Here is an 18166-nt window from a genome sequence, read left to right as displayed (position 1 = left end):
GGCCTCCGCCGTCCCGCTACGTTTGTGGCAGGTATGGCGTTTCCGTCAAACCCATGCCGGGAGGCGGCGCCCTGTTTCGCGACCAGCCGGTGCATTAGTCCGATAGAGCAGGCCTGCCCGCCGCCCCTCGGCTATGGAACGGTGCTTCGACCAACAGGTTTTATGCTTCGATCAGCGCCTGTGGAGACCATCAATGACCGAGACCGAAACCGTCGAGATGATCCGCGAGGACGATCTGCCGGGTCACGAGAGCAAGCTGGAGCCGAAGCCGGAATGGGAGCCTTTCTATCCGGGCTCGGGCCGGCTGGCGGGCAAGGTCGCTCTGGTCACCGGCGCGGACAGCGGTATTGGTCGCGCCGTCGCCGCCTTGTTCGCGCGCGAGGGCGCCGATATCGCCATCCTTTACCTGTGCGAGCATGACGACGCGGCGAAGACGAAAGAGATCGTCGAGGTCGAGGGGCGCAGGGCGGTCGCGATCGCCGGCGATCTCGGCGACAAGGATTTCTGCGAGCGCGCTGTCGCCGAAGTCGTGAAGACGCTTGGGGGCATCGACATCCTGGTCAACAATGCCGGTGAGCAGCACCCCGACGAGGACATCACCGGGATCACCGAGCCGCAGCTGAAGCGCACCTTCCAGACCAACATCTTCTCGATGTTCTTCCTGACCCAGTCGGCGCGGCCGCACCTCAAGAAGGGCGCGGCGATCATCAACTGCACCTCGATCACCGCCTATCAGGGCTCGAAGCAATTGCTCGACTACAGCGCCACGAAGGGCGCGATAGTCGCCTTCACCCGCTCGCTCTCGGAAAATCTCGTCGGCGAGGGGATCAGAGTGAACGCGGTCGCGCCGGGGCCGATCTGGACTCCGCTCAACCCCTGCGGCGGCTCGACGCCGGAGAAGATGGAGCATTTCGGCGAGGACACGCCGATGGGCCGCGCCGGTCAGCCGAACGAGGTCGCGCCGAGCTTCCTGTTCCTCGCCTGCGAGGACAGCCGCTACATGTCCGGCCAGGTGCTGCACCCCAATGGCGGCACGATCGTCAACGGCTAGACCGGTCTCGCGGCCGGCCATATAGCCACGCGAGGCAGGAGGGCTCGATCATGCGCGCAACCTTGGCGGTCATCGCCGGAATCCTTGCCGGGATGGCCGCGATGATGGCGGTTTCCTTCGTCGGCAGCCTGGCCTTTCCAATCGTCGCGCCGCCGACGCCCGGTGGGGCGATCGAGCAGGCGACCGCCGCCTTCGCTCATGCGCCCATGGGGCTGAAGCTGTTCTACGTTCTCGCCTGGTTCGTCGGCGGGCTGGTCGCCGGCGTCGTCGCCAAGCTGATTGTGCCCAGCGGCCGCATCGCCTGGACCGCGATCGCCATTCTGACCGCGCTGACCGCGCTCAATATGTTCGTGCTGCCTTATCCCGTCTGGATGGAGATCGCGAACGTGCTTGCGCCGCTGCTCGGCGGCCTCGTCGGCAACCATCTCATTGCCGCGCGCGCGGACGCACCCGAGACGCAGGTCGACGCATGACCGCCCACTGTCCGCAAACGGACAGGCGCAGATTTCCGGACACCAAATATTGGCGATTTTCGCCGCCTAGTAGCAGGTGCTGAAAGCTACCGTTCATCCGGAAAATCAAGAAACGGCGGATTTCCGCTGTTTTCTCCGCCTGGCACGGCGGCTGCAATGCTCCTGGCATGATCGTCGGATGGTCCGGCGGTCAAAAGGGAGATGAAAAATGACGCTGTCCTACAATTTCTCGCAGCTGATGGTTTCCCTGGTTGGCGCCCTGATCGCCAGCAGCCTCTTCATCAGCGCAGCGGTCGGCCCGGTTCCGGTCATCTAATGACCGGGCCGGGTTCGCCCGGACCTCCGCCAACCCGTCCATTCAGGATCGACGCCATGACCCGCTACGCCCTCGATAAGCCCAACGCCAAATTGCTCGGCGTCTGCGCCGGCCTCGCCCGCGCCGCTGGCTGGGACGCGCTGGCGGTTCGTCTCGGCGTCGTCGTCGCGACCCTGTTCCTCTTCGGGCCGCTCGCGATCCTCGCTTATTTCCTCACCGCCTGGCTGGCCGACGGCCGTTAGGCCTCAGGCCGGCTCCGGCACGGGGCGCGGCGCGCCCCCATTCTCCGCCAGTGCCGCCGCGAGCGCACGAAGCCCCTCGCTGCGCGCATCCTCGTCATCGACGCCGAGCGCGCTGACGCCGGGCAGGTCGGGAAAGGTGGCGACCACCATCCCGTCATAGCGCGTGGTGAGCTTCATCGCATAGTCGGCCATGTCTGCCTCCCCGATCGGGTGACGCAGCATCGCCCGAAACCCTCCCCGAGGCGAGTCCCTCGCCTGCGCATCGGCGCGCCCGCCCATCATTTCGGCGCGTTCACGAACCCGGTCGCCGGGATGAACGGTGGCTGACGGGGCCATTCAGCGCCCGCTCAAACCGCCTGCTCCATAAGACATACGAATCGGCGGCATATCAGCCGGTTCCTGTCCCTCTCGAAATATCCCTCGCGTCGCGTATCGAGGGAGGGGCCGGCGGAGACATCCGCCGGCCCCGACTTTTTCTGCTCGCCGCCTCAGCCCCGCCGCCGGCTGGCGATCCAGTCGTCGATCTTGCGCTCCAGCACCGCGAGCGGCAGTGCGCCGGTCATCAGAACCTGGGCGTGGAACTCGCGCAGGTCGAACCGGCGGCCCAAGGCCCGCTCCGCCCGTGCGCGCAGCTCCAGGATCTTGAGCTGGCCGATCTTGTAGGCGAGCGCCTGGCCAGGATTGGCGATGTAGCGCTCGACCTCGGTCGTCGCCTGCGTCTCGCTGACGCCGCTATTGTCGAGCATATAGCGGATCGCCTGTTCGCGGGTCCACCCCTGGGCATGAATGCCGGTGTCGACGACGAGCCGGATCGCCCGATATTGGTCGGCATTGACGCCGCCGAAGCGCTGATAGGGGTCGGTCTCCATGCCGAGCTCGTCCCACAAGGTCTCGGCATAGAGCCCCCAGCCCTCGACATAAGCGGTGTTGCCGCCGAAGCGCATGAAATTGGGCAGCGCCTCATTCTCGTTGGCGAGCGCGATCTGGAAGTGATGGCCCGGCGCGCCTTCATGGAGATAGAGCGCCTCCATGCCATGGGTCCGCCGCGAAGGCAGGTCATAGGCGTTGTAGTAGAAGACGCCGGGCCGCGACCCGTCCGGGTTGCCGGGCTGGTAGGAGCCGGTCGAGGCGTTGCGCTCGCGAAAAGCCTCGACCTCGCGGATCTCGAGCCGGCCGCGCGGGATGGTGGAGAAAATCTCGCCGATCCTTTGGTCGACGCGGCGGCCGATCGCATAATAGCCCTCGCGCATCTCGTCGCGGCTGGCGGCGGCGAAGCGGGGATCGGTGCGCAGATGTTCGAGGAACTCGCGCAGCGTGCCGCGAAAGCCGACGCGGCGCTGGATCGCCTCCATCTCCGCGCGGTTGCGGGCGACCTCGCGAAGGCCGATCTCGTGCACCTGGGCGGCGGTCATCGGCAGCGTCGTGTTCTGCTGCACCAGCCTGGCGTAGAGCCGGTCGCCGCCCTGCATGTGAACCAGCCCGACGCCTTCCCGCGCGCGCGGCAGATATTCGTTCTGGAGGAAGTCGCGCAGCCGGCGGTAGGCCGGGTAGATGCCGTCACGGATGATCGCGATCAGCTCGGTCCTCAGGCGCGCCCGCTCCGCCTCCAGCACCGCCTCGGGGAAATTGGCGAGCGGCCCGGCATAAGGCGATTGCTCGGGCGGCGCGGCGAGCTGGGTATCGAGCTGGCCGATCACGTTGCGGATCGTCAGCTGGGTCTCGACCACGCCGGATTGCATGCCTTCGCGGAAACGGGTGATGATCCGGTCGAAAATCTGGACGAACTGGCGATGTCGGGCGACGTTGTTGTCATAGTCCTGGACGTTGCGGAACGGCGCCGCGCTGCGGCCCGAGGCGAGGACGGGATAGAAAGTGTGGATGCCGGTGAAATGGTTGAGCGGCCGCACCCGGGTCAGCGAGAGCAGATCCTCCTGGAGATCGCGCAGGTCGTCGGTCCGCTGATATTCGAAGACGTCATAGGAGATGCGGTCGGTGGGATTCAGGGCGTTGCGGTCGATCGTCCTGAGCGTCGCCAGCTCCTCCTCGGCCGCCCGCCGCTCGGCGGCGAAATAGGCGTCGGAACCGAAGTCGCCGAGCTGGTCGGCATAGCGATAGTCGCCCCTGAAGAGCGCCGCGATCGGGTTGCGGCGCAGATTGGCCTCGTCGCTGTCGCGGAACAGCTGGCGCAGCCGCTCGGCCGGGGTTTGCGCCTGGGCCTGCGTGGCAGCCGGCGTCGCCTGGGCGAAAGCGGCGCTCGCGCTGGACAGCAGCAGAGCGGCAAGAAGGGCGCGGGTCATCGTCATCGTCTCCAGGTCAATGCGGTTCAGGCGGCGCGGCGGGTTGCGATCCAGTCGCGGATCTTGCGCTCCAGCACCGGCATCGGCAGCGATCCCGACATCAGCACCTGGGCATGGAAGTCCCTGAGGTCGAAGCGATTGCCCAGCGCCTGCTCGGCTTCGGCGCGCAGCCTCAGGATGGTCATCTGGCCGATCTTGTAGGCGAGCGCCTGGCCCGGAATGGCGATGTAACGCTCGACCTCGGCGACCACCTCGGTCCGGCTCATGCCGCTGTTGGCGAGCATATATTCGATCGCCCGATCGCGGGTCCAACCCTGGGCGTGGATGCCGGTGTCGACCACGAGGCGCATCGCGCGCAGCATCTCGTCGTTGAGGCCGCCGAAGCGCTGATAGGGATCGGTCTCCATGCCGAGCTCGTCCCAGAGCGTCTCCGCGTAGAGCGCCCAGCCCTCGACGAAGGCGGTGTTGCCGCCGAAGCGCATGAAATTGGGCAGCTCGGCATTCTCGTTGGCGAGGCTGATCTGGAAATGGTGGCCCGGCGCGCCCTCGTGCAGATAGAGCGTCTCCATGCCGTAGGTCCGCCGCGAGGGCAGGTCATAGGCATTGTAATAGAAGATGCCCGGCCGCGTTCCGTCCGGCGTGCCGTCCTGATAGGAGCCACCGGCCTCGTTGCGCTCGCGGAACGCCTCGACCTCGCGGATCTCGAGCCGGGTGCGCGGCAGGGTCGAGAAGAAGCGGCCGATCCGCGCGTCGACCTGACGGCCGATCGCATAATAGCGCTCGCGCATCCATTCGCGGCTCGCCGGCTCGAACTGGCGGTCGGTCCGAAGATGCTCGAAGAACTGGGCGAGGGTGCCGGTGAAGTTCACCCGGGTGCGGATCGCGTCCATCTCGCCGCGGATACGGGCAACCTCCGAAAGGCCGATGTCATGGACCTGCTGCGGCGTCATGTTGAGGGTCGTGTTGTCCCTCACCCGCCGGGCGTAGAGCCGGTCGCCGCCCCGCATGTGAACCAGCCCATGGCCTTCCCGCGCGCGCGGCAGATATTCGTTCTGGAGGAATTCGCGGAGGCGCCGATAGGAGGGATAAATGCCGTCGCGGATGACCGCGACCAGCTCGATCCTCAGGCGCGCGCGCTCCGCTTCGGGCACCGCCTCGGGAAAATTGGCGAGCGGCCCGGCATAAGGCGACTGGTCGGGCGCGATCGCGAGCTGGGTGTCGAGCTGGCCGATGACGTTGCGGATCGTGAGCTGGGTCTCGACGACGCCGGAGGCGAGGCCCTGGCGGAAGCGCATGATCGCACGGTCGACCGCGGCCACGAACTGGCGGTGACGCGCGACATTGTTGTCATAATCCTGGACGTTGCGGAACGGCGCCGCGCTCCGCCCCGAGGCGAAGACCGGGTAGAAGGTGTGGAAGCCGGAAAAATGGTTGAGCGGCCGCACCGCGGTCAGCGCCAGCATTTCGGGCGTCAGATCCTCGAGCGTGTCCTGCCGGTTATATTCGAACACGTCATAAGCCAGCCGGTCGGTCGCGGTGAGCGCGTTGCGGTCGATCTGACGCAGCGCCGCCAAGTCGGCCTGAGCGGCGGCGCGCTCGGCGTCGAAATAGGCGTCGGAGCCGAAATCGCCGAGCCGGTCGGCATAGCGATAGTCGCCGCGGAACATCGCCTGCAGGGGGTTGCGCCTCAGGCTCGCCTCGTCGCTCTCGGCGAACAGGCGGTGCAGCCGCGTCCCCGCTTCGTTGCGGACCGGCTGGGCGGGCGCCTGGGCGGCGGGCGGGGCCGGTTCCTGGGCGAAAGCGGGCGCGGCCAGGCCGCAGGCGGCGGCGAGCAGGAGTGCGCGAAGCGTCATGAACTGGATTCCCCTCCCGAGGTGTGTCGCCGCCATAAGACAGCTAGGGGCCGGCGGCAATCGCCAATTCCGCGCTCAATAAGGGGTGAACGACGTCGAGCTCCAGGGGTGCTCCCGGTGCCATTTGGTGATGATATATTTGACCCCCGAGAGGACCGGCATGCCCTGGTGGAGCGAATAGGGATTGGGGTGCCCCTCAAGGTCCATATTGTTCCAGATCAGGAGATTGCCGGGCCGCGGCGTGACCTTGACGCCGGCGGCGGGAAAAGCGGTCTGGCCGCCTTCATGGGGCACGTTGAGAAACGCCATCGCGGTCCAGGTGCGCTGGCCGCCGCTCTTCACCATCGCCTCCCAATAAGGCTGGTCGTCGTAGAAGAAATCGTGGTGCGGCTTGAATTGCTGGCCGACCGCGTAGCGCTGGCCCTGGATGGTCTCGCCCAGTGCCGGATCGATGCCGGTAAGCTCGCTGATCTTGGCCTCGACCTGAAGGATCATCGGATGACCGGGATCGAGGTTGCAGCTTTCGCTGGTCCGGAACTCCGGGTCGATGCTGGGCGCGAGCAATTGCGAGGGGATGCGCTCGCCGTCGATCAGGCGGACCAGCGCCTTGTTCTCGGCGTCGGTCAGGAAGTCGCGGGCGACGAAGATTTCCAGCGCCGCGCAGGGGATTCGTATCACCCTGGTATCGGCCGAAAGGCGGGCAGAGACGGTCCGGCCGATCTCCGCGCGCAACGCAGCGCTGCCTTCGCTCACCCCCGTTACTCCGCGACCCGGCCTCGCGCCATCGCGAAGCCGACCCGCTCCAGCACGCGGACGTCGGCGAGCGGATCGCCCTCGACCGCGATCAGGTCCGCCGACATTCCCGGGGCGATTCGGCCGATTTCATTCTCCATGCCGAGCAGCCGCGCCGCGCCGGTGGTCGCGGACGCGATCGCCTCGGCCGGCGTCAGCCCTCCGAACTCGATGAGCTGGGCGAACTCTCCCGCATTGCGGCCATGGTCGAAGACGCCGGCGTCGGTGCCGAACACGACCGCAACGCCCGCCGCGCGCGCGGCGCGGGTGGCGACGCCCAGCTGGGCCAGCGCCTCGCGCGCCTTCTGCGCGACCGCCGGCGTGTAGCGGTTCTGGGCCAGCCCCTCGCGCACGCCGGTGAAGGCCATCAGAGTCGGCACGAGGGCGACATTGTTGCGCCGCATCGCCTGCAGCGCGGCGGCGTCGGCGAAGGTGCCATGCTCGATCGAATCGACGCCGGCCCGCGCCGCCGCCTCGATGCCGCGCGCGCCATGGGCATGGGCGGCGACCCGGAGCCCCAGCGAATGGGCGGTGGTGACGATCGCCCGCATCTCCTCGTCGGTGAAATGCGCCTCGAGGCCGCGCGCCTGCTGCGAGAGGACGCCGCCGGTGGCGGTGAACTTGATCACCTGGGCGCCGGCCCGGGCGAGCTGGCGCACCCGCTCGGCGCACTGCACCGGGCCGGTGCAGGTGTTGGCCCCCGACAGCGCCGCGATGACCTCCGGCCTGAAGCCGGTCACGTCGCCATGGCCGCCGACGATCGAGATCGCCGGTCCCGACGCGATGATGCGCGGGCCGGAGATCAGCCCTTCCGTGGTGGCGCGGGCGAGCGCGAAGCCGACCTGCGGGCCGGAGCCCAGGTCGCGCACCGTGGTGAAGCCGGCGCGCAAGGTGAGCCGCGCATTCTTGGCCCCGACCAGGGCCGCATATTCCTCCGTGTCCACCGCCTCGCGCCAGAAGGCGCCGGTCGGATCGCCGGACAGATGGACGTGCATGTCGATCAGGCCGGGCAGCACGGTGCGGCTGGACAGGTCGATCAGCCGCGCTCCCGCCGGTGCGGGCGAGAGGCCGGCGGCCACGCTCTGGATGCGGCCGTCGACGATGGTGATCGTCGAGGGGCCGGCGGCGGTGGGCCGCGACGGATCGGCGATCAGCCGTCCGGCATGGACGATGATGGTTTCGGCCGCGGCCGGCGCACCGGCAAGCAACAGAAGGGCGGCGAACAGGCGCGCGAGCATGTGGCGGACTCCCCGAATGAGGAGGCGTCCATGCGTCAGTGGCGCGGGACCTGACAAGCGAAAAGCCCGGCGCGTCGGGGACGCGCCGGGCTCTCGATTGGCTTGGGTCGCGATGCCTACCAGAAGAAGTCGTGGATTACGTCCAGGACCTCGCCGGTGTAGATGTCGACCAGCAGCACGTCGTTATAATAGCGGACCCACTGCGTCCCATATTCCGCCGCCGGCAGCCGGTAGTAGAAGGGGTCGCTCAGCCAGTAGCGCTGGTCGTAGAACAGCTGGTCGAGGAACAGGCCGATCGAGAAGCGCCGGTAGCCGTAATTGCGATAGGGCGAGTAATAAGGCGGCAGCCGGAACAGGTTGCGGTTGCGGTAGCGCCAGTCCTGCCACGAATAACGCCGGTCGCTCCGCCAGCCGCGATTCCAGTCGCGCCGGTCGCCGCGCCGGTCCTGCCGCCAGTCGCGCCGATCCTCGCGCCGGTCCTGCCGCCAGTCACGACGATCCTCGCGGCGCTCCTGGAAGGCTTCGCGTCGTTGCTCCTGCGTACCGTAGCGGATCGCATTTTCCTGGGCGCGCCGGTTGTAGCGGCGGGCGATGTCGCTGTTCTCCGTGCCCGCCGGGCCTTGCCAGCCGCCGACCGAACCCTGGCTCGACGCTCTGCCGCCACGATTGCCGCGCGAACCATCATTGTTGCCGTCATTGTCGCGCCAGCCGCCACGGCCGCCGCGCTGGCCCTCGCCGCGTTGGGCGACCTGGGCCTGGGCCGGAGCAGCCTGCACCTGTTGCTGCCGTGCCTCGACCCGCGCCGCGCGCCGCTCGGCCCGCGCCTGCTGGCGCTGGCCGTCATCCTGCGCGGCGCCGGCCCGGTCCTCGCGCTGCTCGTGGCGATTGCGGCCCTCGCGCCCGTCCTGGGCGCTTGCCGCGGCAGGGGCCAGCACGGCGCCCGCCAGCAACAGTCCGATCAAAGTCTTGCGCATCTCTTCCAACCTTTTCGACTCAGAGGGGCGAAGCCGCCCCGACGATCGGCTTTTGCCGCGAATCGGATGAGCGGCGGCTGAACCGTAACGAAAGGATCGCGAAAGGAATCAGGGGCTTGGCGGCTCGCGCCGACGCGGCGGCTCGGCCCTGAGCGCCGGCACGGCGCGCGCCGCGTCTTCCGGCCGGACCGAGGGCGGCGGCGCGCCGGCGACCGTCTCCTGCCCGGTCTTGATCCGGGCGGCGCGGCGGATCGCCTCCCTGAGCCGCGGATAGACGCCGCAGCGGCAGATATTGGTGACGGCCAAGTCGATCTCGGCGTCTGTCGGGCTGTCGCTGCGGTCGATCAAAGCGGCGGCGGCCATGATCATGCCGGGAATGCAATAGCCGCATTGCGAGACATTGTCGGCGGCGAAGGCCTGCTGGACCGGGTGCGAACGGCTCGCCGACAGGCCCTCGATGGTGACGACGAAACTGCCCTCCAGCGTGCCGATCGGGGCGCGGCAGCTCCGGACCGCCCGGCCGTCGACATGGACGGTGCAGGCGCCGCAATGGCCGGTGCCGCAGCCGAACTTGGTGCCGGTGAGATTCGAGGCATCGCGCAGCGCCCAGAGCAGGGGCGTCTCCGGGTCGAGCCGGTAGTGGACCGGCTGGCCGTTCACGGTAAAGCGCGACATGGCCGGCTCTTAGGCGGGGAGAGGAATCATGGGAAGCGAGCGGATCTCCACGAGCGTCGAGGATGGTGTCGCCCAGGTCGAGCTGGCGCGGCCCGAGAAGTTCAACGCGATGGACAAGGACATGTTCGCCGCGATCGGCGATGCGTTCCGCACCCTCGGCCGTGACCCGGCGGTAAGGGCGATCCTGCTCAGCGGCCGTGGCAAGCATTTCACCGCCGGGCTCGACCTCGAATATGCCTCGCGGCAATTCCCGCCGAGCCAGGACCCCGGCCGCGCGGCGGAGGCGCGCCTCAGGCATATCGAATGGCTGCAGGACGCGTTCAGCGCGGTGGAGGCGGCGCGCCCGCCGGTGGTCGCGGCGATCCAGGGCGGCTGCATCGGCGCCGGCGTCGATCTCGCCAGCGCCTGCGACCTGCGCGTCGCGCGGGCCGACGCCTTCTTCCAGGTCGCGGAGGTGGACGTCGCGATCACCGCCGATCTCGGCACGCTCCAGCGGCTCGCCTTCCTGATCCCGCAGGGGCTGCTGCGCGAGCTGACCTATACCGGCCGGCGGATGACGGGCGAGGAAGCGGCGCATTATGGCCTGGTCAACCGGATCGCCGGCGATCCCGTGGCCGCCGGCATGGCGCTGGCGCGGGAGATCGCGGCCAAGTCGCCGCTCGCCGTCGCCGGCGCCAAGCGCAGCCTCAACTACAGCCGCGGCCGGCCGGTCGAGGAGGGCCTGCGCGACGTCGCGACCTGGAACGCCGCCGCCTTGGTCAGCGCCGACTTGACCGAGGCGGTGCGTGCTCGGCTCGCCAAGGAGGAAGCCCGGTTCGGCCCGCTGGACGACTGAAGCCGGAACCGCGTCCTCGGTCGGCGCATTGGCCAGGCCTCATTCCTTCGCAGAGGAGCGCAACCGATGTCGACGATCCCCAACCGCGCCAGTCCCCGCGCCGTCGCCGAGCCCGAGGGAGAGGAGCGCAACGGCTCGTCCTTCCTGTTCGACAATGCCCGCCGCCTCGCCGAGACGGCGCGCGAGAATCCCGGGACGGCGCTGGCGGTGGGCGCCGGTGTGGTCGCCGCGACCGCCGCCGCAACGGTGGCGCTGACTCGCGGACGCGGCGAAACCGCCGGATCGAAGGGCCGCAAGCGCAAGGGCTGATGCCGCAGCAGGGAGTGCCCGCAACATGAACGCCAGATGAAGGCGCTTGCCTGACGCCATGGGTTCGGCCATCGTCCCGCTCCATGACCGAGCAGCCGACCGAGCCCCTCGCCCCCGATCCCAACGCCACCTTCGTCCGCGACCTGATGTCGCCGCCGATCGGCGTGTTCAGCAGCGACATGACGATCGCCGACACCGTCGAGCAGATTCGCAAGATGAGCGAGACGGCGATCGTCACATATTGTTATGTGACCGACGCCGACGGCCGGCTCGAAGGCCTGGTGGTGATGCGCGACATGTTGCTCGCCACGCCCGAGACCAAGCTTGGCGACCTCATGCTGACCGACGTCTTCTCGCTCGGCGAGAGCACGAAATTGTCGGAGGCGCTGAAGCAGGCGCTGCACAAGCATTTCCCGGTCTATCCGGTCTGCGACGCGGAAGGGCGGCTCAGCGGTCTGATTCGCGGCACCGATCTGTTCGCCGAGCAGGCAATCGAGATTTCCGCCCAAGCCGGTCAGATGGTCGGTGTCGAGAAGGAGGAACGGACCAATACGCCGTTCTCGCGCAGCCTTCGCTTTCGTCATCCCTGGCTGCAGATCAATCTGCTCACCGCCTTTGCGGCAGCCGCCGTGGTCGGCGTGTTCGAAGGAACGATCGAGCAATTGGTCGTGCTCGCCGTGTTCCTGCCGGTGATGGCGGGGCAAACCGGCAATACCGGGCTGCAGGCGCTTGCTGTCACGCTACGCGGCATGACCTTGGGTGAACTGAAGCCCGGATCGACCGGCGGGCTGCTGCTGAAGGAGACCAGCCTGGGATTCTTCAATGGCCTTCTCGTCGGCATCACCGCCGGCCTCGGCATGTTCGCTTATGCCGTGTCCAAGGGCGAGGCTGAGCCGTGGATGCTGGGCTTCACGGTGCTGGTGGCGATGACGGCAAGCTGCACGATCGCGGGCTTCGCGGGCGCGTCGATCCCGCTGGTGCTGAAGCGCTGCGGCGCCGATCCGGCCACTTCCTCGGGCATCTTCCTCACCACCGCCAGCGATATTGGCAGCTTGAGCATGTTCCTGGGGATCGCGACGATCCTGCTGCTCTAGAGCCAGCGCGCCCGCTTGAAGCGGTAGAAGAGCCAGCCGCAGAGGCCGGCGATCACGGCCAGCACGACGAAATAAGCGTAGTGCATCCTAAGCTCCGGCATGTTGTCGAAGTTCATGCCGTAAATGCCCGCGATCGCGGTCGGCACCGCCAGGATCGCGGCCCAGGCGGCAAGCTGGCGAGTGATCGCGCCGGTGCGCTGTTGCTCGAGCAGATTGCTGAACTCGAACACCGAGGTGAGGACCTCGCGCAGCCCGTCGACCAGGGCCTGCACGCGGTGGACATGATCGAGCACGTCGCGGAAATAGGGTCGCGATTCCTCGTCGATGCAGGGCAAATGCTGGCGGGCGAGCTTGCTCGCCACCTCGCCCATCGGGCCGAGCACGCGCTGGAATCGGATCAGCTCGCGCCTGAGCGTGAAGATGCGGTTGATCTCGCTGCGGCCGAGGAAATTGTCGATCGCCTGCTGCTCCATCGTCAGCACTTCCTCCTCGATCGCCTCGACCATCGGCAGATAGCCGTCGACGATGAAATCGAGGATCGCATGCAGGACATAATCGACGCCGTGCGTAAGGAGCGACGGGGCCGCCTCCAGCTTGTCGCGGAGCGAGCTGTGGGTGCGCGCCGAGACGTGGCGGACCGAAATAATGTGGCTGTGGCCGACAAAGGTCGCCGTCTCGCCATAGGCGATCACGCCCTGATCGAGATGGGCGGTGCGCGCGACCACGAAGAGCTGCTCGCCATAGATGTCGATCTTGGGCAGCTGATCGGCCTTGAGCGCGTCCTCGACCGCCAGCGGATGCAGGTCGTAATTGTCCTGGAGAATCCGCAGCTCCTCGACCGTCGGGTTGGCGATGCCGATCCAGACGAACTCGGATTTGTCGTGGGGGCACTCGATCTTCTCGTCGATCGCGACCTCGCGGACACGCTTGCCATGACGATAGAGAAAAGCGGCGATGACGGTCATGGCGGCCTCGCTATCATTTCGGGCCGGCCCGGCGTAGCAGATGGCGCGGGGGCAGTCTAAAAGCGGCGCAGGCCGGATGGCCGGGTGAAAACGGGGGTCTATGCAGCCAAGGTTCGGCGCGGACCGGTATTGCCGATTGTGGTTTGCGGCCGGCCTGGTCGTGGCGGTGCTGGCCGGCGCGTCGGAGGCGCTTGCCGCCGGCGGCCCGCGGGTGGTCGACGACGCGGCGGTCGAGACGCCGGGCGTCTGCCATGTCGAGACCTGGTTCATCGGCTCGACCGGAGCGAACCGCCTCTATCAGTTCGCGCCGGCCTGCACGCCGCGCGCGCTGCCGATGCTGGAGCTGGGCGGATCGATCACCCAGACCTGGGCGCCGGGGACGGACGACACGGTGCTGGGCGTAGCGGCGAAGGTGAACCTGGTCGATGAGACGCAGCGCGGCTGGGGTGTCGCCGTGTCGGGCGGCATCGGCCTTTCCGTCGACAGCGGCGAGGTGGATAACGCCAACATCAACGTGCCGCTGACCATTCCGGTCGGCCCGGTGCGGGTCAACGTCAACGCCTCCTGGCTGTGGAGCCGGGCCGAGGGGCATCGCGCCTTCGTCGGCGTCCAGGCGGACTGGACCATCCGCCCCGATCTCGACGTGATGGTCGAGGCCTTCACCCGCGACACCGGCCGGGCCGGCGCCCAGATCGGAGTCAGGTGGACGCCGGGCGGGGGCAATATGGATTTCGATCTGATCGCCGGCCGCTATATCGACGGGGTGACGCCGACGTCGCTAACGGCCGGCGTGATCGTGCGGTTCTGAGGGGGCGAGGGGCATGGGTGAACGGTTCGAGCGCCACCGCCAGCCCTGGCGGCAGGAGGAAATCCAGAAGCTCCACATGCTGGCGAAGAAGGGCTCGTCGCTGCGGTCGATCGCCAAGGCGCTCACCCGCAGCGAGGAATCGGTCAGGGACCGCGCTCGGGCGGACGGGCTCAGCATTGCCAAGCTCCGCTGACGGCGAATCAGTGGCCGGACCGACGCTTCGCGTCCTGGTCGATGCCGACGCCTGCCCGGTGAAGGAGGAAATCTACCGGGTCGCATACCGCACCGGCGTGCCGGTCACGGTCGTCAGCAACATGCGGATGCGGGTGCCCGATCATCCTTTGATCGACCGGGTGGTGGTCGGCGACACGTTTGACGCCGCCGACGACTGGATCGCCGAAGCGGCGGGGCCGGCGACGATCGTGATCACCGCCGACATCCTGCTCGCGGACCGCTGTTTGAAGGCCGGGGCGGCGGTGCTCGCCCCGAACGGCAAGCCGTTCACCGCGGATTCGATCGGATCGGCGATCGCTGTGCGCGCGATCATGGCCGACCTGCGCGCCGGCGGCGACCAGCTCGGCGGCCCGCCGCCCTTCGCCAAGGCGGACCGCTCGCGCTTTCTGTCGGCGCTCGATGCGATGCTGGTAAAGCTGAAGCGGGCGGCGGGATAGTCCAGCGGAGATCCATGACGGGCGCGTAACGGCGTGATAGCAGAACATCATGTTCAGCGTCGTCGTGCCGCTGTGGAACAAGCGCCATACGATCGCCATGGCGATCGAAAGCGCGCTCGGCCAGACCTGGCGCGATTTCGAGGTCATTGTCGTCGATGACGGATCCAGCGACGGCAGCCTCGAGGCCCTGGACAATTTCGGTGACCCCAGGATCAGGGTCGTAAGCCAGGCGCGCGCGGGGCCCGGCGCGGCGCGCAATGCGGGCATCGAGGCGGCGCGCGCCGGCTGGATCGCCTTTCTGGATGCGGACGATATCTGGTTGCCGCACCATCTCGCCGAGCTCGACCGCATCCGCACCGCGCATCCTGGAGCCGGCTTGATCGGCACCTCTTTCGTCTCGCGCGCGGCGGCCGAGGAAATCCAGCCGCCGCCCGCTTCGGAGCGGCGGATCGAGGCGATCAGCTACTTCGAGAAGGTGGTCTCCACGAGGCGGCTGTTCTGCACGAGCACGGCTGCGATTCCGCGCAGCACCTGTGCCGCGCTCGGCGGTTTCGGCCCGGCGCCGTGGGGGCAGGACACCGAATATTGGGTCCGCATCGCGCTCGCACGGCCGGTTGCGGCTTCCAACCAGGTCACGGCTGTCCACCGGCGGGGCACCGGGGGCATCACCGAGACGGTCGCGGCGTGCGCTCTGGGTCCGCTGCACGCCATCAGCGATATCGAGCCGCCGGTCGCTTTGCTGATCGAACGCTATCCCGGGATCGAGCGGGCGGAGCTGCGGCGGGCGATCGACTCTTATATCGACTGGAAGTTCAAGGGGTGTGTGCGCAAGTCGGCCCGGGTCGGCGATTTCAGCGCCCTACGCGCCCTGCCGCGCGTCGCGCTGCGGCCGCCGCAGCCGGCCGAGCGGTTGATCCTGATGCTGGCCCGGCTGCCGCGGCCGCTGGCCGGCGCTGCTTATGCCCTCGGCTTCCGGCTTGCCCGCGTTTTCCGACGGGACAGCTGACAGTGCCGGCGCGGGGCGGATGTGGTGCCGGAACCGGCCCATGAGGTCGCGGAGCAGGCGGCGGACGAGGAAGATCTGGGCGGCCGCCAGTGGTGCGCGCAGGGCCGGAACAGCCCGCGGCGGGGGCCGGCCTACGGTCTTGCAGTAGAGTCGTCGGCCCATCGGCGAGAGGGCCAGCTCGGCTTCGGCCAGCACCCCCCAGCCGTCATAGCCGACCCGCCCCAGCGCGGAGCGCACGCTCGGCCAGTCGATGTCCCCCTCGCCGATTTTCGCGAAGCCGAACCGGCGGGCCGGCAGATCGAACCAGAGATCCTTGAGGTGGAGGCTGCAGATGCGTGGGCCCAGGAGGTCGATCCACCCCTCCGGCCGGCCGAAGATGATGTTGCCCAGGTCCAGATAGGCGCGGACCCAAGGCGAGCCGAAGCCGTCGACATATTGCGCATAGTCGATGGGGCTCAGCAGGAAGCCGTTCCAGACATTCTCGATGCCCAGCACGATGCCGTGCTGCGCGGCGACCGGCAGGATCTCCCGGCTGATGACGTCGTGCGAGCGGTCATAGACCTCGCCATAGGTGCTGTCGGCCGCGACGCGCCCGGGGATCAGCAGCATCGTCCCCGCGCCGAGGATGTGCGCCGCCTCGATCGTCGCGATCGCCGTCTTGATGGCGGCGGCGAGCACCGCCGGATCGCCGCTCGACAGCGGGCCGGCGCAATGCGCCAGGGAATGGACGGAATGGACAATCAGCCCGGCGCGATCGGCGGCATCGCGTATCTCGGCCGGCGGGCCCGAATCCGCCTCGACCTCGACGCCCTCGAACCCCGCCTCCGCCGCGAGCGCGAGCCGCTCGCGGAACGGGAGCGCGGCGGGGAGGAGCGACAGGCGGATGGAAGGCCGGATGCGCATCGCGGGACTCCGACGGCGAATCAGCGAAGGCTGGGCACCCGGACGCGCCCTCCCTCGCTGTCTGAGCCTTGCCGGCAGACGGTTCGCCCGGGATTCGCGCCGCCTGCCGAAAGAAGGGAGCCTAGCACGCGCGCCATGCCCGTCCCAACGGGAAACGCGCTGCCGCCACCACATGCGCGAAAGATCAAGGCCTCCCCTTGCTTGTCGCCAAACCGTGGGTTATATACTGAACCATATGGTTCAGTATATCAGGCCCCGTCTCGACGCCTCGTTCGCCGCGCTCTCGGACGTCACCCGGCGCGGCGTTCTGGAGCAGCTCGGACGTGCAGACGCTTCGATCACGGAGCTTTCCGAAAAATTCCACATGACCCTCACGGGCATGAAGAAGCACGTCGGCGTCCTGGAGCGGGCGGGGCTCGTCACCACGCAGAAGGTCGGGCGCGTGCGGACCTGCAAGCTCGGCCTGCGCGGCCTGGAGGAAGAGGCGGCATGGATCGAGAGGCACCGCCAGATCTGGGACGCGCGCTTCAACGAACTGGACAAGGTTGTCGAGGAATTGAAACGGAAGGAGAAACCCGATGGAGAATGAGCCGACCCGCATGCAGAACCGCACGACGGTGGAACGCACGTCCGACCGTGAGCTGGTCGTGACGCGAACCTTCGACGGCCCGGCGCACATCGTGTTCGAGGCCTGGACCAAGCCCGAGCTGTTCAAGCAGTGGTGGGCGCCCAAGTCGATGGGCATGTTCCTGCGTTCCTGCGAGATGGATGTTCGTACGGGGGGCGGCTACCGTTTGGTGTTCGGCCACGATGCCTCGAACTCCATGGCGTTCTTCGGCAGGTATGTCGAAGTAATACCAAATGCGCGCCTCGTCTGGACCAATGACGAAGGCGGTGACGCTGGACCCGTCACCACGGTGACCTTCGAGGAAAAAGACGGCAAGACGCTGCTGGTCATGCACGAGCTCTATCCCTCGAAGGAAGCGCTCGACGCGGCCGGAACCGGGGCGGCGGATGCGATGGGCGAGACGTTCGAGCAGCTGGACGAGCTTCTCGTTGCCCTGGGCGCGAATGTGGGAGGGCCGTGACCGGCGCGTCCTGTGCCAGCTCCTCCGCCACGTCACATCGCCAAAGCGGCGGCCCGATTGCATCAGCTTCGCTGGCGGCCAGCGATCGCATTGACGAGAACGTGATCAAGCTGACCTACGTTCCTGCCTAGGCGATGCTGTTCAACGCGCGCGCAACAAGGCTCCCGATGCGCCGATCTTTCGCCCCTCGGCAAAGGCTGGCCGGCCGTTGACCAGCACGAGATCGAACCCCTCGGCCTGGGCCAACGGATCGACAAAGGTCGAGCGGGCCCTGACCCGGGCGGGGTCGAAGAGGACGAGATCGGCCTTCGCGCCCGGCCGAACGATGCCGCGGTCGCGCAGGCCCAGGATTTGGGCGGGAAAGCCGGTCGCCTTGCGAACCATCTCCTGCAGCGTCAGCCTACCTGTCCGGACGACATAATCCTCGATCAGCTTCGCATAGGTTCCGGTCGCGCGCGGATGCCGCATGCCCGGCCCGCCGTCGGTCGAGAAGGCGACGTGGGGATCGACGAGCAGCGCGTCCTGCAGCGCCTGATCCATGGTGAAATGCGCGCCGGAGCCGCCCTCGGGGCCGAG

Annotated in this window: 21 protein-coding genes and 1 pseudogene; 12 read left to right on the top strand and 10 right to left on the bottom strand. The window is 67.9% G+C overall.

Annotation, left to right across the window (positions count from 1 at the left end):
- Nucleotides 1-193 precede the first annotated feature (193 nt).
- From ACT4N3_RS11270 to ACT4N3_RS11260, 3 genes are all read left to right on the top strand, one after another.
- On the top strand, nucleotides 194-1051 hold the full coding sequence (locus tag ACT4N3_RS11270; RefSeq protein WP_444855317.1) for an SDR family oxidoreductase: 858 nt from the start codon (nucleotides 194-196) through the stop codon (nucleotides 1049-1051).
- 50 nt (nucleotides 1052-1101) lie between these two features.
- Nucleotides 1102-1524 carry a hypothetical protein gene (locus tag ACT4N3_RS11265; RefSeq protein WP_444855316.1) on the top strand — a complete coding sequence of 141 codons (423 nt, stop codon included), beginning with the start codon at nucleotides 1102-1104 and terminating at the stop codon, nucleotides 1522-1524.
- 372 nt (nucleotides 1525-1896) lie between these two features.
- On the top strand, nucleotides 1897-2082 hold the full coding sequence (locus ACT4N3_RS11260; protein ID WP_444855315.1) for a PspC domain-containing protein: 186 nt from the start codon (nucleotides 1897-1899) through the stop codon (nucleotides 2080-2082).
- 3 nt (nucleotides 2083-2085) lie between these two features.
- On the opposite strand, the gene ACT4N3_RS11255 is transcribed toward ACT4N3_RS11260, so the two are convergent.
- From ACT4N3_RS11255 to ACT4N3_RS11225, 7 genes are all read right to left on the bottom strand, one after another.
- Nucleotides 2086-2274: a hypothetical protein gene (locus ACT4N3_RS11255; RefSeq protein WP_444855314.1), complete on the bottom strand. Its 189-nt coding sequence runs from the start codon at nucleotides 2272-2274 to the stop codon at nucleotides 2086-2088.
- A 296-nt stretch (nucleotides 2275-2570) separates the two neighbouring features.
- Nucleotides 2571-4379, bottom strand: a complete 1809-nt coding sequence (locus ACT4N3_RS11250) for a DUF885 domain-containing protein (protein ID WP_444855313.1) — start codon at nucleotides 4377-4379, stop codon at nucleotides 2571-2573.
- A 26-nt stretch (nucleotides 4380-4405) separates the two neighbouring features.
- A complete protein-coding gene (locus ACT4N3_RS11245) occupies nucleotides 4406-6232 on the bottom strand; it encodes a DUF885 domain-containing protein (protein ID WP_444855312.1) in 1827 nt (608 codons plus the stop codon).
- 75 nt (nucleotides 6233-6307) lie between these two features.
- The gene (locus ACT4N3_RS11240) at nucleotides 6308-6985 is read right to left on the bottom strand and encodes a prolyl hydroxylase family protein (RefSeq protein WP_444855311.1); all 678 of its coding nucleotides are present in this window, start codon (nucleotides 6983-6985) and stop codon (nucleotides 6308-6310) included.
- 5 nt (nucleotides 6986-6990) lie between these two features.
- A complete protein-coding gene (locus tag ACT4N3_RS11235; protein ID WP_444855310.1) occupies nucleotides 6991-8262 on the bottom strand; it encodes an amidohydrolase family protein in 1272 nt (423 codons plus the stop codon).
- Between the two features lie 116 nt (nucleotides 8263-8378).
- A complete protein-coding gene (locus ACT4N3_RS11230) occupies nucleotides 8379-9236 on the bottom strand; it encodes an RcnB family protein (protein WP_444855309.1) in 858 nt (285 codons plus the stop codon).
- A 108-nt stretch (nucleotides 9237-9344) separates the two neighbouring features.
- On the bottom strand, nucleotides 9345-9911 hold the full coding sequence (locus ACT4N3_RS11225) for a (2Fe-2S)-binding protein (RefSeq protein ID WP_444855308.1): 567 nt from the start codon (nucleotides 9909-9911) through the stop codon (nucleotides 9345-9347).
- A gap of 28 nt (nucleotides 9912-9939) precedes the next feature.
- Between ACT4N3_RS11225 and ACT4N3_RS11220 the strand changes: the two genes are divergently transcribed.
- The 3 genes from ACT4N3_RS11220 to ACT4N3_RS11210 all read left to right on the top strand — a co-directional run bounded on the left by ACT4N3_RS11220 (nucleotide 9940) and on the right by ACT4N3_RS11210 (nucleotide 12149).
- On the top strand, nucleotides 9940-10746 hold the full coding sequence (locus ACT4N3_RS11220; protein WP_444855307.1) for an enoyl-CoA hydratase-related protein: 807 nt from the start codon (nucleotides 9940-9942) through the stop codon (nucleotides 10744-10746).
- A 66-nt stretch (nucleotides 10747-10812) separates the two neighbouring features.
- Nucleotides 10813-11055: a hypothetical protein gene (locus ACT4N3_RS11215; RefSeq protein ID WP_444855306.1), complete on the top strand. Its 243-nt coding sequence runs from the start codon at nucleotides 10813-10815 to the stop codon at nucleotides 11053-11055.
- Between the two features lie 83 nt (nucleotides 11056-11138).
- On the top strand, nucleotides 11139-12149 hold the full coding sequence (locus ACT4N3_RS11210; RefSeq protein WP_444855305.1) for a magnesium transporter: 1011 nt from the start codon (nucleotides 11139-11141) through the stop codon (nucleotides 12147-12149).
- Here ACT4N3_RS11210 and ACT4N3_RS11205 read toward each other — a convergent pair.
- Complete coding sequence (locus ACT4N3_RS11205) at nucleotides 12146-13114, bottom strand: magnesium and cobalt transport protein CorA (RefSeq protein WP_444855304.1); 969 nt, start codon at nucleotides 13112-13114, stop codon at nucleotides 12146-12148. The two genes, ACT4N3_RS11210 and ACT4N3_RS11205, sit on opposite strands and share 4 nt — an antisense overlap.
- Nucleotides 13115-13214: 100 nt before the next feature.
- Here ACT4N3_RS11205 and ACT4N3_RS11200 point away from each other — a divergent pair, with 100 nt between their 5' ends.
- From ACT4N3_RS11200 to ACT4N3_RS11185, 4 genes and pseudogenes are all read left to right on the top strand, one after another.
- On the top strand, nucleotides 13215-13922 hold the full coding sequence (locus ACT4N3_RS11200) for a hypothetical protein (protein ID WP_444855303.1): 708 nt from the start codon (nucleotides 13215-13217) through the stop codon (nucleotides 13920-13922).
- 13 nt (nucleotides 13923-13935) lie between these two features.
- Nucleotides 13936-14115 (top strand): hypothetical protein, encoded by a 180-nt coding sequence (locus tag ACT4N3_RS11195; protein ID WP_444855302.1) that lies wholly within the window; start codon nucleotides 13936-13938, stop codon nucleotides 14113-14115.
- Nucleotides 14116-14125: 10 nt separating this feature from the next.
- Nucleotides 14126-14593: a YaiI/YqxD family protein gene (locus ACT4N3_RS11190; RefSeq protein WP_444855301.1), complete on the top strand. Its 468-nt coding sequence runs from the start codon at nucleotides 14126-14128 to the stop codon at nucleotides 14591-14593.
- Nucleotides 14594-14642: 49 nt separating this feature from the next.
- Nucleotides 14643-15185: pseudogene (locus ACT4N3_RS11185) on the top strand (glycosyltransferase family 2 protein); the annotation flags it as partial.
- A gap of 267 nt (nucleotides 15186-15452) precedes the next feature.
- Here the strand turns inward: ACT4N3_RS11185 and ACT4N3_RS11180 are convergent.
- Nucleotides 15453-16502 carry a sugar phosphate isomerase/epimerase family protein gene (locus ACT4N3_RS11180; protein WP_444855300.1) on the bottom strand — a complete coding sequence of 350 codons (1050 nt, stop codon included), beginning with the start codon at nucleotides 16500-16502 and terminating at the stop codon, nucleotides 15453-15455.
- Nucleotides 16503-16737: 235 nt separating this feature from the next.
- On the opposite strand from ACT4N3_RS11180, the gene ACT4N3_RS11175 reads away from it, so the two are divergent.
- Both ACT4N3_RS11175 and ACT4N3_RS11170 read left to right on the top strand, forming a co-directional pair.
- Nucleotides 16738-17091, top strand: coding sequence for an ArsR/SmtB family transcription factor (locus ACT4N3_RS11175; RefSeq protein WP_444855299.1), 354 nt, complete (start codon nucleotides 16738-16740; stop codon nucleotides 17089-17091).
- On the top strand, nucleotides 17081-17590 hold the full coding sequence (locus ACT4N3_RS11170) for an SRPBCC family protein (protein WP_444855298.1): 510 nt from the start codon (nucleotides 17081-17083) through the stop codon (nucleotides 17588-17590). The genes ACT4N3_RS11175 and ACT4N3_RS11170 overlap by 11 nt, the downstream gene beginning before the upstream one ends.
- Before the next feature lie 141 nt (nucleotides 17591-17731).
- Here the strand turns inward: ACT4N3_RS11170 and ACT4N3_RS11165 are convergent.
- Nucleotides 17732-18166 (bottom strand): amidohydrolase family protein (locus ACT4N3_RS11165; RefSeq protein ID WP_444855297.1); only part of this gene is annotated, 435 nt, incomplete at its 5' end.

Origin of the sequence: Sphingosinicella sp. (assembly GCF_052388015.1) — a bacterium.
Taxonomy (GTDB): Bacteria; Pseudomonadota; Alphaproteobacteria; order Sphingomonadales; family Sphingomonadaceae; genus Allosphingosinicella.
The sequence above is the reverse complement of the archived record's forward strand: the minus strand, read 5'-3'. Positions and strand labels throughout refer to the sequence as shown.

Coding starts and splice junctions, on each gene's coding strand:
- ACT4N3_RS11200 (WP_444855303.1), top strand. CDS start 13,215: ATGCAGCCAAGGTTCGGCGCGGACCGGTATTGCCGATTGTGGTTTGCG.
- ACT4N3_RS11255 (WP_444855314.1), bottom strand. CDS start 2,274: ATGGCCGACTATGCGATGAAGCTCACCACGCGCTATGACGGGATGGTG.
- ACT4N3_RS11265 (WP_444855316.1), top strand. CDS start 1,102: ATGCGCGCAACCTTGGCGGTCATCGCCGGAATCCTTGCCGGGATGGCC.
- ACT4N3_RS11250 (WP_444855313.1), bottom strand. CDS start 4,379: ATGACCCGCGCCCTTCTTGCCGCTCTGCTGCTGTCCAGCGCGAGCGCC.
- ACT4N3_RS11230 (WP_444855309.1), bottom strand. CDS start 9,236: ATGCGCAAGACTTTGATCGGACTGTTGCTGGCGGGCGCCGTGCTGGCC.
- ACT4N3_RS11260 (WP_444855315.1), top strand. CDS start 1,897: ATGACCCGCTACGCCCTCGATAAGCCCAACGCCAAATTGCTCGGCGTC.
- ACT4N3_RS11210 (WP_444855305.1), top strand. CDS start 11,139: ATGACCGAGCAGCCGACCGAGCCCCTCGCCCCCGATCCCAACGCCACC.
- ACT4N3_RS11170 (WP_444855298.1), top strand. CDS start 17,081: ATGGAGAATGAGCCGACCCGCATGCAGAACCGCACGACGGTGGAACGC.
- ACT4N3_RS11225 (WP_444855308.1), bottom strand. CDS start 9,911: ATGTCGCGCTTTACCGTGAACGGCCAGCCGGTCCACTACCGGCTCGAC.
- ACT4N3_RS11220 (WP_444855307.1), top strand. CDS start 9,940: ATGGGAAGCGAGCGGATCTCCACGAGCGTCGAGGATGGTGTCGCCCAG.
- ACT4N3_RS11235 (WP_444855310.1), bottom strand. CDS start 8,262: ATGCTCGCGCGCCTGTTCGCCGCCCTTCTGTTGCTTGCCGGTGCGCCG.
- ACT4N3_RS11270 (WP_444855317.1), top strand. CDS start 194: ATGACCGAGACCGAAACCGTCGAGATGATCCGCGAGGACGATCTGCCG.
- ACT4N3_RS11180 (WP_444855300.1), bottom strand. CDS start 16,502: ATGCGCATCCGGCCTTCCATCCGCCTGTCGCTCCTCCCCGCCGCGCTC.
- ACT4N3_RS11195 (WP_444855302.1), top strand. CDS start 13,936: ATGGGTGAACGGTTCGAGCGCCACCGCCAGCCCTGGCGGCAGGAGGAA.
- ACT4N3_RS11215 (WP_444855306.1), top strand. CDS start 10,813: ATGTCGACGATCCCCAACCGCGCCAGTCCCCGCGCCGTCGCCGAGCCC.
- ACT4N3_RS11205 (WP_444855304.1), bottom strand. CDS start 13,114: ATGACCGTCATCGCCGCTTTTCTCTATCGTCATGGCAAGCGTGTCCGC.
- ACT4N3_RS11175 (WP_444855299.1), top strand. CDS start 16,738: ATGGTTCAGTATATCAGGCCCCGTCTCGACGCCTCGTTCGCCGCGCTC.
- ACT4N3_RS11245 (WP_444855312.1), bottom strand. CDS start 6,232: ATGACGCTTCGCGCACTCCTGCTCGCCGCCGCCTGCGGCCTGGCCGCG.